8 protein-coding genes and 1 pseudogene are annotated in these 13059 nt (G+C 72.0%); 3 read left to right on the top strand and 6 right to left on the bottom strand.

The window, feature by feature from the left end; all coding sequences use genetic code 11:
• Nucleotides 1-194: 194 nt before the first annotated feature.
• Nucleotides 195-1235, top strand: coding sequence for a glycosyltransferase family 2 protein (locus MTR79_RS29850; protein ID WP_122214535.1), 1041 nt, complete (start codon nt 195-197; stop codon nt 1233-1235).
• Between the two features lie 60 nt (nt 1236-1295).
• On the opposite strand, the gene MTR79_RS29845 is transcribed toward MTR79_RS29850, so the two are convergent.
• From MTR79_RS29845 to MTR79_RS29825, 5 genes are all read right to left on the bottom strand, one after another.
• Nucleotides 1296-2885 carry an LCP family protein gene (locus tag MTR79_RS29845; RefSeq protein ID WP_244792461.1) on the bottom strand — a complete coding sequence of 530 codons (1590 nt, stop codon included), beginning with the start codon at nt 2883-2885 and terminating at the stop codon, nt 1296-1298.
• 150 nt (nt 2886-3035) lie between these two features.
• Nucleotides 3036-4688, bottom strand: coding sequence for an LCP family protein (locus MTR79_RS29840; protein WP_244792459.1), 1653 nt, complete (start codon nt 4686-4688; stop codon nt 3036-3038).
• An 81-nt stretch (nt 4689-4769) separates the two neighbouring features.
• The gene (locus MTR79_RS29835; RefSeq protein ID WP_086705418.1) at nt 4770-6539 is read right to left on the bottom strand and encodes an LCP family protein; all 1770 of its coding nucleotides are present in this window, start codon (nt 6537-6539) and stop codon (nt 4770-4772) included.
• Between the two features lie 241 nt (nt 6540-6780).
• Nucleotides 6781-7989, bottom strand: coding sequence for an LCP family protein (locus MTR79_RS29830; RefSeq protein WP_244792457.1), 1209 nt, complete (start codon nt 7987-7989; stop codon nt 6781-6783).
• Between the two features lie 194 nt (nt 7990-8183).
• The gene (locus MTR79_RS29825; protein WP_189365024.1) at nt 8184-8945 is read right to left on the bottom strand and encodes a TIGR03089 family protein; all 762 of its coding nucleotides are present in this window, start codon (nt 8943-8945) and stop codon (nt 8184-8186) included.
• 140 nt (nt 8946-9085) lie between these two features.
• Here MTR79_RS29825 and MTR79_RS29820 point away from each other — a divergent pair, with 140 nt between their 5' ends.
• Both MTR79_RS29820 and MTR79_RS29815 read left to right on the top strand, forming a co-directional pair.
• Nucleotides 9086-10657, top strand: coding sequence for a peptidoglycan recognition protein (locus MTR79_RS29820; RefSeq protein WP_244792455.1), 1572 nt, complete (start codon nt 9086-9088; stop codon nt 10655-10657).
• Nucleotides 10658-10764: 107 nt separating this feature from the next.
• A complete protein-coding gene (locus MTR79_RS29815; protein WP_189365026.1) occupies nt 10765-11847 on the top strand; it encodes an NDP-sugar synthase in 1083 nt (360 codons plus the stop codon).
• A gap of 414 nt (nt 11848-12261) precedes the next feature.
• Here MTR79_RS29815 and MTR79_RS29810 read toward each other — a convergent pair.
• Nucleotides 12262-12453 (bottom strand): annotated as a pseudogene (locus tag MTR79_RS29810) (transposase); the annotation flags it as partial.
• Nucleotides 12454-13059: the final 606 nt, after the last annotated feature.

Genomic DNA, 13059 nt, shown 5'->3' with positions numbered 1-13059 from the left:
CGGGGCGGCCGCGCCGGGCGCCGGTCGGGGTTTCGGGGCCGGGGGGAGCGCGGCGGCGTGGGCAAGGGGGGCACCTCCGGACGACGGCCGAGCGTGGAATCGTGAGCACCGTAGGCCGATACGATCTGCGGCCCTTCGCACAGCACCCCGGCACGCGCAGACGTGTCCCCCGTTCGCGGTAACGTGAGGCTCCTATGAACGCCAATCCCGACGTGCGGCCCCCGGCCGTTTCCGTGATCATGCCCGTCCTCAACGAGGAGCGGCATCTGCGCGGCGCGGTCCGCGCGATCCTCGCCCAGGAGTACGCCGGCGAGATGGAGGTCGTGATCGCCCTCGGTCCGTCCACGGACCGCACGGACGAGATCGCCGCCGAGCTCGTCGCCGAGGACCCGCGGGTGCACACCGTGCCCAACCCGACGGGCCGCACCCCGGCCGCCCTCAACGCGGCGATCAAGGCCTCGCGCCATCCGATCGTGGTCCGCGTCGACGGCCACGGGATGCTCTCCCCGAACTACATCGCCACCGCCGTACGCCTCCTGGAGGAGACCGGCGCGCAGAACGTCGGCGGCATCATGCACGCCGAGGGCGAGAACGACTGGGAGCGGGCCGTCGCCGCCGCGATGACCTCGAAGATAGGCGTGGGCAACGCCGCCTTCCACACGGGCGGCGAGGCGGGCCCCGCCGAGACCGTGTACCTGGGCGTGTTCCGGCGCGAGGCGCTGGAGCGGCAGGGCGGCTACAACGTGGAGTTCATCCGCGCCCAGGACTGGGAGCTGAACTTCCGCATCCGTGAGGCGGGCGGGCTGATCTGGTTCTCGCCCGAGCTGCGGGTGTCGTACCGCCCCCGCCCGTCCGTGCGGGCGCTCGCCAAGCAGTACAAGGACTACGGCCGCTGGCGTCACGTGGTGGCCCGCTACCACGCCGGCTCCATCAACCTGCGCTACCTCGCGCCGCCGACCGCGGTGTGCGCGATCGCGGCCGGGATCGTGGTGGGCGCGGCGCTCACCCCGTGGGGCTTGGTGATCCCCGGTGGCTATCTCGCGGCGATCGCCGCTGGCTCGATACCCGCAGGCAAGGGTCTCCCGCTGAAGGCGCGGCTGCAGATCCCGGTGGCCCTCGCCACCATGCACATGTCGTGGGGCTGGGGCTTCCTGACCAGCCCGCGCTCCCTGGCGAAGAAGGTCATCGCCTCCCGCCGGCCCGCCGTCAAGGCGGAGGACGCCACGGCGGCCTGACGCCCCGTCCGCCCCTCACCCGACGTCCGAAGGCCCCCTCAGTGAGGGGGCCTTCGCGCGTCACCAGGTGAAGCCGGGGCTCACCTGCATGCAGGCCTTGTCGTCCGCGCCGTTGAGCGCCTGCGCCGACTCGGGCGTGGTGTCGTCCTCCTCGGGCGCCTCGTACCGCGTGCCTTCACGCCAGTCCGCGCCCACGACGAGCGTCACGCCGGACACGTCCGTGGACCGCTTCACCGCGTCGGCCGGGATGCCGAGGACCGCGGCGACACGTCGGGCGTCGCCCTCCAGATCGGCACTCGGGAAGCGCACCACGGTCCGCTTCTCGGTGTACGCGCCGTCGGTGTCGGCGGTGGCGCCGGTGAAGCCCTTCTCCTGGAGCTCCCCGGCGATCGCGGAGGCCCGGCCCCCGGCGGGAGCGAGGGTGTCGGTGCGGGTGCCGTTGCGGACCTGCACGGCGATGGCCGAGTCGTCCGCGGCCGGGTCGGTGGGCGGCTTGACCACGGGCGGCTTCGGCTTGGCGTCCCTGCCGTCCAGGGCGATGTCCTCACGCACCAGCCGGAACAGCTTCTCGGCGTCCTCCGTGGGCTCCACGCGGGCGCCCACGTACCGGTTGGGCATCGTGGTCATGGTGATGCGCTCCGGCTTCACCTTCCGCAGCTCGGTGCTCAGGTCGTACAGCTTCTTCACCGTGTCGAGGCCCGGGTCCACGGTGAGCGCCCGGGTGGCCTCCTCGGCCAGCCGGCGCAGGTTGTTGGGGCTGCTCAGCGTGGCGTTCTCGCGCAACTGCCGGGCCAGCGAGTTCATGTACATGTGCTGCGCCTTGGCGCGCGCGAGGTCGCTGCCGTCCTCGAAGCCGTACCGGGTGCGCAGCCACTGCAGGGCCTGCTCGCCCTTGACCGGGTGGGTGCCCTTCGGCAGCTTCAGCCCGGAGCCGTGGCCCTGGCTGTCGCGCGAGTGGATGTTGGCGTCGACGCAGACCGGGACGCCGCCGACCGCGTCCGCCATGGCGACCACGCCCGCGAAGTCCACCATCACGAAGTGGTCGATGTGGATGCCGGTGAGCTCCTGCCAGGTGGCCACCGTGCAGCCCGGACCGCCGTGGCCGAGGCTCTGGTTGGTCATCACCCGGCCCTCGCTCGCCGGGTACACCGTGCCGTCGTCCGGGTCGGTGCACTTGGGGATGTGCAGCAGGGTGTCGCGCGGCATGCTGATCACGGACATGTTGCTGCGGTCCGCGGACAGGTGCACCAGCATCTGCACGTCCGCCAGCGGTGTCGAGCCGAACGTCTCCCGGGCGCCGCCGAGCTTCTGGTTCTCCTCGCTGTCCCGCGCGTCGCTGCCGATCAGCAGGATGTTCAGCGGGGTCTGGCCCGCCGCGTTGGGCGTCGGCTCGGCGACCTTGCTGTCGCCCAGGTTCAGCGGGTCCCTGCGGATGTTGTCGTTGAGCTCCCGGTAGTACAGGTAACCCGCCGCGCCGGCCGCGAGTATGAGCAGCGCGAGCACCGCGGCGGACCACTTGAGGACCCGCCGGAAGCGCCGTGGACGCGGGGCCGAGCCGTCGGCGGGCGGGGCGTCGTCGGGCGGGGCGTCGTCGGGAGCCGGCGCGAACTCCTCGTCGCGGGCCGTCTCCCGCGTGGCGTTCTGTGTCACTGCCCCGTCCTTCCCACCCCTGAAAAACACCTCGCTCCGGCACGCAGGCCCCGCCCTGCGTCCTGTTAGACGCTTGACAGGCCCGTCAGTTGCCCCGGGTTTTCCCTCGATTTCCCCAAGGGGCGGCGGGGGCCCCGCCCGCCGCGGGCGCTACCAGCGGTACGGCGCGTACACGTCCATGCAGGCGCCCTTCTCGTCCGCGCCGATCGCGTCGGCGTCGTCCGGCAGGTCGCCCGCCTTCGGCGGCTCCGGCTCCCGGTACGTCCCGCCCTCGCGCCAGTCCGCGCCGACCACCACCGTGACGCCGGAGACGTCGGCCGACCTGCGGACCGAACTCATCGGGACGCCCAAGGACTCGGCGACCCGCTGGGCGTCCCCCTTGAGGTCGTCGGCCGGGTAGCGCACGACGGTCCGCTCCTCGGCGCCGGCGGCGGAGGTGTCCGGCGCGGCGCGGGTGAAGCCCTGCTCGGTCAGCTCCTCGGCGATCGCGCTCGCCCGGCCGGTGACCGGCGCCTCGGTCGCCGACCGGGTCGCGTTCCGCACCAGTACGCCGATCTCGTCGTCGGGCGCGGACGGGTCCGCGGTGCGCTCCTCGCGGGACGACTTCCCGGCCCCGCCCGTGCCGCTCCTCGCGCCCTTGCCGCCCTTGTCGTCGAACGGCACGTCGTCGCGGAGCAGCGCCCAGACCTGCTCGGCGTCGTCCCCGGCGGGCAGCAGGTGGTTGGCGTTCTGCGGGTCCTGGACGGTCGGCAGGGTCGTCATCGTGATGCGCTCCGGCGGCACCGTCCTCAGCTGCATCCCCAGGTCGTACAGCTTCTTCACCGACCCGATCTCCTCGGAGACCTGGAGCGACTTCGTGGCCGCCTCCGCGAGGTCGGTGAGGCGCCCGGTGTCGGTGAAGACGTTCTGCCCGCGCAGTGTGCGGATCATCGAGTTCATGTACATGCGCTGCGCCCGGGTGCGCAGGATGTCGCTGCCCCACGCGTGCCGGGTGCGCAGCCACTGCAGGGCCTGCACGCCCTCCACCTTGGTCGTGCCGGCCCGCAGTTTCAGGCCCGAGCCTCCGGGCACGCCGGGCAGCGGCCGGTCCCACACGTTCTGCCGGACGCAGACCTCGACGCCGCCGACCGCGTCCGCCATCCGCACGACGCCCGCGAAGTCGATGGTCATCCAGTGGTCGACGTAGACACCGGTGAGGTTCTCCCAGGTGGCGAGCGTGCAGCCCGGACCGCCGCGCGCCAGCGAGGTGTTGATGATGTCGTTGGTCTCCGGGTACGTCGTCCCGGTGTCCGGGTCGGTGCAGCGGGGGATGTCGACGCGGGTGTCGCGGGGGATGCTCACCACGGCCGCGCTCTTCCGGTCGGCGGCCAGATGGATCAGCATCTGCACGTCGCCGAGCGGCGGGTTGCCGCGGTTGGCCTTGCCGCCGCCGAGCGCGACGTTGGCGTCGGAGGCGCGGCTGTCGGAGCCGATCAGCAGGATGTTGAGAGGCGTCTGCCCGGCCGCGTTCGGCGCGGAGCGCTCGGCCTTGGAGTCGCCGCTGCTGCGCTCGCCCCTCACCAGGTTGTCGTTGAGATGGTCGTAGTACAGGTAACCGGCGCCGGCCGTGCCGAGTATCAGCACCGCCAGGGTCGTCGCCGACCAGCGCAGGGCGCGCCGTGCCCGTCCGCCGCGCGGTCTCCCGTCGCCGTCGCCGCCCTCGGCGGCGCGCGCTCCCTCGGGACGGCCCTCCTCGGGCGGGCCGGACCGGCGCGGGGCGCCGTCCTGCCGTGCCCCGTCCTCGTACACGTCACTTCGCGTCATCGTGCGGTGTTTCTCCCCACCCCTGGACATGGAACGGGCCCGTCTGCGCCCCGTAGGACGCGAGACGGGCCCGTCCGGTGCCTACTCGGCGCAGACGACCTTGTCCGCCGTGGATTTCTTGATGTCGTCCGGCGCCTTGTCCGGAGGCGTGAGCGAGACGCCCGCGCCCTTGAAGTCCTTGCCGAGGGTCAGCGTCATCGCGGGTACGCCCTGGGAGTTGGTGACACTCTCGCCCGGCTTCAGCGCCGACGCGGACAGGCCCATGATGTCGGCCAGCCGCCGCGCCTGGTCCGCCTGGTCGGGCGCGTACTCGAGAGTGGTCTTCGCCAGCTCCGCCGGCGCGTTGCCCGCGTTCTCCGACTTGTCGACGCCCTGCTCGACCTGGAGCCAGCTCAGGGTCGACTGGGCGCTCCCGGCGGGCGCGCCGCCGTTGAGGACGCGCACCCGCACCTCGGAGGCCGGCGCCTTCTCGCCCTTCAGCCGGGCGGCGACGGCGGCCTTCTCCTTCTTCTCCTTCTGCTTGACCTCGGTGAACGACACGTCGTTGCGGATCAGGTCGAAGACCTGCGGCGCCTTCGACTCGTCGAGCACGACGGTCGCCTTGACCTTCTCCGCCGGGTTGTCGATCACCGGGATCGTCGTGAACGTCAGGTTCTTGACGTTGAGTTTGCCCAGCTCCAGACCGAGGTCCTTGAGCTTGTTGATGCTGTTGAGCGTCGAGTCGACGGTGAGCGCCTCGGTGCCCGCCTCGGCCAGCTTGATCATCTTGGACGGGCTGGTGAGCGTGTCGTTCGACTTCAGCTCGCGCATCAGGGAGCTGAGGAACTGCTGCTGCAGCTCGATCCGGCTCAGGTCGCCGCCCAGGCCCACCGAGTGGCGGGTGCGCACGAACGCCAGCGCTTCCTCGCCCTCGATCCGGTGCGTGCCCTTGGGCAGGTTCAGGTGCGAGTCCGGGTCGTTGATGTCCTTGCCCAGGCACACCTCGACGCCGCCGACCGCCGAGGTCAGCGTCTTCACCGCGTTGAAGTCCGCCACCATGAAGTTGTCCGGCTTGATGCCGGTCAGCTCGGTCACGGTCCGCATGGTGCAGCTGGGCGTACGGCCGCCCTGGCCGAGGCTGGTGTTGAAGCGGACGCCGGTCTCGCCCGGGATGACCTTCTCGCTGCCGTCCTCCTGCTCGGTGGGGCAGTCCGGGATGTCGACTATCAGGTCGCGCGGGATGCTCAGCGCGGTGGCGTTGGAGCGGTCCTTGGAGACGTGCAGCAGGATCGTGGTGTCGGCGTGGCCCGCGCTGCCCTTGTCGCCGTAGCCCTCGTTGCCCGAGCCGGTGCGCTTGTCCGTGCCGATCAGCAGGATGTTGATGGCCTGGTCCTTCTGGAAGCCACCGGTACCCGCGCCGTCGTCGGAGACGGACGTGATGTTGTCGTTCAGGTGCTCCAGGTACAGGTAGCCGCCCACACCCGTGGCGAGCACCAGGAAGGCCACCGTGCCGCTGGTCCACAGCAGCACCTTCTTGGCCTTCTTGGGTTTCTTCGCCGGCCGGCGCCCTCGGCGGCCCGCCGGAGGCTCCTCCTCCTGCGCACCCCGGCGCCGGCGCTGCGGCGGCACGTCCCGCCCGGGCGTCTCACGCCCGGGGGAGGCGCGGCCGGGGCGCTCGGACCCCTGGTCGGGCGACGCCGACCGGGCACGCGGATTTCCCGCCCCCGCGTTCCGCGGCCCGCGCGGGGCCGGAATGGGCGACTGCGGTGCGGAAGGGCTCAGTCGCAGTTCGTATTCGCCGGTGTGCGGATTGAGTACCCACTGGTCTGCGGGATCGACGTTCTCTCCCCGCCCACGGCCTTGCGCGTCCACGGTCGCTCGAATCCTCCGTCGGGGCCACGCGGCGCCTTTCCCCTCCCAAGGCGCTCGGGTCTCGGTCACAGTGCGGGATCTCAGGACGGACCTGAAGGAACGGACGCACCGGAGGGCTCACACTAACGGGCCTGATCGGCGTCCGGCGACGTCGGTGACGAATTCCACGCCTTCACAAGGGGCAATCCGCCCATTTCCGTGGACAGGAGTTCGCAGCCTGGGAGTTGTCTTTGAGTTTCCTTTACGCGCAGGTGTCCTCGGCGGCGGTGTTGCCGGAGAACGTGGGCTCCGGGGACGCGCTGTCCGCCGGGGCCGGTGTTTCCTTTTCCGTGGCCTTTCGCTCACCGTCCGTGCCCACGCGTACGGCTTCGTCCTTGCGCAGCCGCTCGAACAGTTCCCCGGCGGCGGGCTGGGCGAGTTGATCCCGATTCACGTCCCCGGCGTAGGACTCCCGTGGCACGGTGAGGAATTGCACGCCTTCCGCCGGGATGTCGCGAAGCCCCCGCACGAGTTCGTACAAACCGCGCAAGCTGGCGAGTTCGGGGTCGGTCGTGAGGGACGAGGTGGCCGCGTCCAGTACGGGATACAGCTTCACCGGATTCAGCAGGATCTCGTTGCTGCGGACCTTGGTGACCAGCGCGCCGAGGAACCGCTGCTGGCGTTCGATGCGGCCGGTGTCGCTGCCGTCCCCGAGGCTCTTGCGGGCCCGGACGTAGCCGAGGGCCTGCTCCCCGTCGAGCGTCACGCGCCCCGCCGGCAGGTGCAGGTGGGCGTCCTCGTCGTCGATCGGCTCGCTCAGGCACACCTCGACGCCGTCCACCGCGTCGACCATGTCCTTGAACCCCTCGAAGTCGACGACGACGTGGTGGTCCACGCGGATGTCGGTGAGCTTCTCGACGGTGCGGACGGTGCAGGCCGAGCCGCCCACCTCGAAGGCCGCGTTGAACTGGGCGAACATCGGCGCGGAACGCGATCCGTCGGGGCGGCGGCAGCCGGGCACGTCCACCATCAGGTCCCGCGGTATCGACACCGCGGTGGCGCTGCGCCGGCCCGCCGACAGATGCAGCAGGATCACCGTGTCCGAGCGCTCGGTGCCCGGATCGCGCCCGTAGCGGCGGTTCTCCGCGCCCGCCCGCGAGTCCGACCCGATCAGCAGGACGTTGAGGGCGTCCTTCACCAGAGCGGTGGGCCGGTCCTTCTCGAACCGGGCGAGCTCGGCCGCCGCCGCCTCGTCCGGGGTGATGTTCCCCTCCAGCTTCATGTACACCGCCCACCCGGCGGCCGCGGCGCCCACCAGCGCGAGGGACACCCCGAGGCTCACCCCCCACGCCCAGCGCCGGCGACGGCGGCGGACCGCGCCGCGTCCGCTGGGCGAGGCGCCGGAGCCCGGACCGAGAGGGCGCTCCGCCCCGCCCTGCCCCTCGGGGGGTATGCCTGCGCTGTCGCTCATGCCGGTTCCACCCCTCCCTGTGTACGGGCCGGGACGGCGTACGGGTGCGGGCCGCTCCGCGTGCCGCGCGGGTGCGGCCCGCGGTGCGCCTGCCGCTCGGTGTGTGCCGCTTCCTACGACTGTGGCCCGGGGGAGGGACGGGTGGGGGGTGGTGCTACGCCGAACGGGTGAGGGTGGGGTGTGCCGAGGCCAGGTCAGCGGGCGATGACCGTGACCCGTTCGCTCTCCACCCGCTTGTCCAGGGCGTCGGCGTCCAGCCGGTCGAGGTTGCGGCACAGCACCACGGAGCCACCGGTCGCCAGCGGCGCGTACAGCCCGGCGTTCAGCCCTTCCCAGGTGTCGTACGGCAGCCCCGAGAGGATCCGGGAGCCGGGGCCGGTCAGTCCGAGGTCCGGAGCCTCCGCGCGGGCCCGCTCGACGACCTCCGCGCCCGAGAACTCCCGGCCCGCCACGATCAGAGCCGGCTCCTCCGGGTCGACGGGCGCGTACGGCACGAACCGGTCGCCCTGCCCCGGCACCTCCACGGCGTAGTCGGCGAAGCCCTCCGGCGGCTGCGGGAAGCGCCCGCCGAGCGGCCGCAGCGCCAGCGCGACGCGCGGGCCCGAGCAGGCGCGGGCGGCATCCAGCGACTCCGGCTCCGGGCCGCTCACCACCACGTCCGCCGCGGACGCGTCGCCGCCGACGTCCGCGACCACGCCGACCGACGCGCACGCCAGCAGCCACACCGCGGTCTGCCAGTGCGCGGGCAGCAGCAGGGTCACCCGGTCGCCCGGTTCGACGGACAGCTCGTCCTGGAGCAGGTTGGCGGTCTTGGCCACCCAATTGGCGAAGGTGGCCACGGACAATTCGACCCGTTCGCCCGTGGCGTCGTCGTAGAAGGTCACCAGGGGGCGTCCCGGGTCCGCGGCGAGCGCGGAACTCAGCAGGTCGGCAGGGGTGCGGTCGGTGGCGTTCACCCGCGCAAGCGTACGCGGCCCCCGCCGGGCGCACCCTCCGTGCGGGCCATGGGCGGGCCACCGGTTCGGGGGAACGGCAGCCGACAGACCGTCATATGAGCGATGGACAGATTTGTCTGCCTCTGTCCAAGCTCAGGGGCATGCGTGGAATTCTTGCATCCTCGATCGGCGTCACCTGCGCCGCGGCCCTCGCCCTCCCGCTCGCCCCGCCCGCCGCCGCGTCCGTCTCGTCCGTCTCGTCCGCCGGGACGCCGGCGCCGGTGGCGGTGGCGGACGTGGCCACGCGAACCGTGGGGACGGCCGGCGCCCGAACCGGCCCCCGAGCCGATGTCCCGGGCAGTACCCAGTCGCTGCCCCTGCGGCCCCTCACCCGCGACCGTGCCTCCGGCGCCGTGCTCGGCCTGACGCCCCGGACGGTACGGACCTTCTCCCTCCTCGGCGTCGTCTGGGAGGACCCCTCCGTCGACCTCCACGGCCGCGTGCAGGTCCGCACCCGTGCGGCCTCCACGGGGGACTGGACCGACTGGCAGGACGTCGAGACCCACTACACCCAGCACGGGGCGGACCCGGACTCCTCGGAGGCCGCCTCCGGGAAGGCGCGGGGCGCCACCGCGCCGCTGTGGGTGGGGGAGTCGGACGGGGTCGAGGTGCGGGTGCTGCCGGAACCGGATGCCGGTGAGCCGGAGGAGGTGGATCCCGTCGGCACGGGGCCGGATGAGGGCGCGTCAGGCGGGGAGGGCGCCGGTGAGGTGTCCACCCTGCCGGCCGGGATGCGGCTCGATCTGGTCGATCCGGGGGAGGCCGAGCCCGGGGAGTCCGCGGGGGGCCCCGAGCCTCAGGCGGAGCCCGGGGGCCCCGAGCCCCAGGCGGAGTTCGGGGAGTCCGCAGAGGGCGCCGAGGGCGCAGAGGGCGCCGAGCCCGCCGAGGGTGCGGAAGAAGCCCATACGGGCGTCATGACCGCCGCGGCCAAGGCCGCCTCCGCCGCCAACTCCGCCCTCGTGCCGCTCGGCGCCACCCAGATCCCCTCGCTCACCGCCGAGGAGACACGGGAGGAACTCGTCGCCCTGCGCGGCACCGGACTGACCGAGCAGCAGCAGGCCAAGCCGTACATCGGGCCGCGCCCCTCCATCGTCACCCGGCGCGGCTGGGGGGCGGACGAGAGCCTGCGCGAGAAGAGCTTCGTCTACACCAGCAAGGTCAAGGCGGCCTTCGTGCACCACACCGCCTCCGGCAACAGCTACTCCTGCTCGCAGGCGCCCTCCCTCATCCGCGGCTTCTACCGCTACCACACCAAGAGCCTGGGCTGGCGGGACATCGGCTACAACTTCCTCGTCGACAAGTGCGGCCGTATCTACGAGGGCCGGGCCGGCGGCGTGGCCAAGCCGGTCAAGGGCGCGCACACCATGGGGTTCAACTCCAAGACCACGGGCATCGCCGTCATCGGCTCCTACGGCTCCAAGAAGCCGTCCTCCAAGGCGGTGAAGGCCGTCGCCCGGCTCACCGCCTGGAAGCTCGGGCTGCACGGCATGAACCCGAAGAAGAAGACATCCCTGACGTCCGGCGGGGGCAACCTGTACGCGAAAGGCAAGAAGGTGAAGATGAAGGTGATCTCCGGCCACCGGGACGGGTTCAACACCTCGTGCCCCGGGGGGAAGCTGCACAAGAAGCTGGGCAGCGTGCGGTCCAAGGCGGCCGGATACCAGGGTCGCTGAGGGAGCAGGCCGGGGGCCGGCCGCTCCGTTCCTGCCGGGAGCCGTCTGCATACACTGGCCGGCCGAAAGACAGTTCGGCCGGTCGCGGCAGGAAGCAGAGACGACAGGTGACAGAAGCGATCCTCCTGGTCGGCGGCAAGGGCACACGACTGCGTCCGCTCACGGTGCACACGCCCAAGCCCATGGTCCCGGCGGCCGGGGTGCCGTTCCTCACGCACCAGCTCGCGCGGGCGCGCGCGGCGGGCGTGGAGCACGTCGTCCTCGCCACGTCGTACCTCGCCGAGGTGTTCGAGCCGTACTTCGGCGACGGGTCCGCGCTGGGGCTGCACATCGAGTACGTCACGGAGGAGGAGCCGCTCGGCACGGGCGGCGCCGTCCGCAACGTCGCCTCACGGCTGCACTCGGGGCCGGACGAGCCGGTGCTGGTGTTCAACGGGGACATCCTGACGGGGCTGGACATCCGGGCGCTGGTGCGGACGCACGAGACGTCCGGCGCCGATGTCTCGCTGCACCTGACGCAGGTGAGCGATCCGCGGGCGTACGGGCTGGTGCCGACGGACGGGACGGGGCGGGTGCTGGCGTTCCTGGAGAAGCCGCAGAAGCCCGAGGAGATCGTCACCGATCAGATCAACGCGGGGGCGTACGTGTTCCGGCGGTCGGTCATCGACACGATCCCCGCGGGGCGGGTGGTGTCGGTCGAGCGGGAGACGTTCCCGGGGCTGCTGGCGGCGGGGGCGCATCTCCAGGGCATGGTCGACTCGACGTACTGGCTGGACCTCGGGACACCGGCGGCGTTCGTACGGGGGTCGGCGGACCTGGTGCTGGGCAGGGCGCCGTCGCCGGCCGTGCCGGGGCGGTGCGGGGACCGGCTGGTGTTGCCGACGGCGCGGGTCGCGCCGGACGCGAAGCTGGAGGGCGGGACGGTGGTGGGCGAGGGGGCGTTCGTCGCGGAGGGCGCGCGGGTCTTCGGCTCCACGATCCTGCCGGGGGCGGTGATCGAACCGGGGGCCGTCGTGACGGACTCGCTGATCGGGACGCGGGCGCGGGTGGGCGAGCGGGCGGTGCTGACCGGGGCGGTCATAGGGGACGGGGCGGTCGTGGGTGCGCGTAACGAGCTGAGGGAGGGCGTGCGGGTGTGGTGCGACGCGCGGATCCCCGCCGGGGCGGTGCGGTTTTCGTCGGATCAGTAGCGGGGGTGCGGGGTCGACGCCTGCGGCGCAGGGTTCTGTGCGGTGGGGGTTGCTGTAGCGCCCAGGGTGGGGTGGTGGTGCGGGGCCGCGGTGGGGGTGGTCGTCCTCGGTCTGGCGCGAGAGTGCGTGCTGGAGAGGTTCGGGGCGTGGACGCGCCAGCCGCTGCGGGCGCCCACCCCCACCCCGTCCCCTCCCCGCCGTCGGCGGCTACACAGACTCCAGTGGCGCGTGGCGGCCGCAGATGTCGCCAACTGCGGGCATTCGTGCCGCTTAGAGGTCCCAACAAAGGCGTTGGACGTGTCGGTGGGTGATGAGGCAGGTGGCGAGGCCGAGGAAGGCTTCGTGTGATGTCGTCGCGTCTTTCCCAGCGGACGCGTAGGCGCCGGAAGCCGTGCAGCCAGGCGATGGTGCGGGGTACTCCCACTGGATGCCGGTGTGCAGGACGAACAGGATCCCGCACAGAGCCTGCCGGTCAGGAACCCTCGGCCGCCCCGCGACCAACTTCGCACCCGGCTCCGGCAACAACGGCTCAATCAGCGACCACAGTTCGTCCGACACGATCCACGGACGAGAGTTCCTCTTCCCCACGAACAGAGCAACGAGCATCTGAGCCGACAGCCACACCATCAGCCGACTTCTGTTAGGACCTTTTAGAAGCCGCAACGCCATCTGCCCAGCTCAAGGACTCGTAGTTCCCCATCGTGGCAGGCCACGGGGCCGCCTGGTCCCTTCCGGGACATTTGATGAGCAGGTGCCGCCGCGCCCTGTCTGACCTGCGGTGAAGCGAGTCAGACGGCGGCATCCGTGGGACGGCTCGGGGACTTCGCGCCTGCGGCGGGCTCCTACGTGCCGCACCCCGCGAGCGCCGGCGTCCGGTCATCGCTCCACGAAGACGGCAGCGTGACCGGCGCCGGTGCGAACTCCCCATGTGCCGCCGAACGACCTGGTCCATACTCGACGGGAGCGGCACGTCCGAGACCTTGCGCCCCTGGGAAGCGCGAAGCACGGTTCACCCTCACCATCCTGGCCTAACCCGGGATGTGAACACCTCCCTTGTTGAGGTCGACGTCCTCCAAGGTGAGCCCGAGCGCCTCCCCTTGCTGCGGCCCGGACCTCGCACCGATCACGACGAGGAGCCGGTAGCGGTCGGGCATCGCCGCCCGCGTCCAGGAGGCGAACGGGAACGCGTGTCGAAGTCGCCTACGCCTGTTG

Origin of the sequence: Streptomyces sp. BJ20 (genome assembly GCF_022869105.1) — a bacterium.
In the GTDB taxonomy this organism is placed as follows: Bacteria; Actinomycetota; Actinomycetes; order Streptomycetales; family Streptomycetaceae; genus Streptomyces; species Streptomyces griseoincarnatus.
This window is presented reverse-complemented; position numbering and strand designations above follow the sequence as displayed.

Excerpts from the sequence above, each read along its gene's own strand:
- MTR79_RS29820 (WP_244792455.1), top strand. The coding sequence starts at position 9,086 with ATGCGTGGAATTCTTGCATCCTCGATCGGCGTCACCTGCGCCGCGGCC.
- MTR79_RS29850 (WP_122214535.1), top strand. The coding sequence starts at position 195 with ATGAACGCCAATCCCGACGTGCGGCCCCCGGCCGTTTCCGTGATCATG.
- MTR79_RS29840 (WP_244792459.1), bottom strand. The coding sequence starts at position 4,688 with ATGACGCGAAGTGACGTGTACGAGGACGGGGCACGGCAGGACGGCGCC.
- MTR79_RS29830 (WP_244792457.1), bottom strand. The coding sequence starts at position 7,989 with ATGAGCGACAGCGCAGGCATACCCCCCGAGGGGCAGGGCGGGGCGGAG.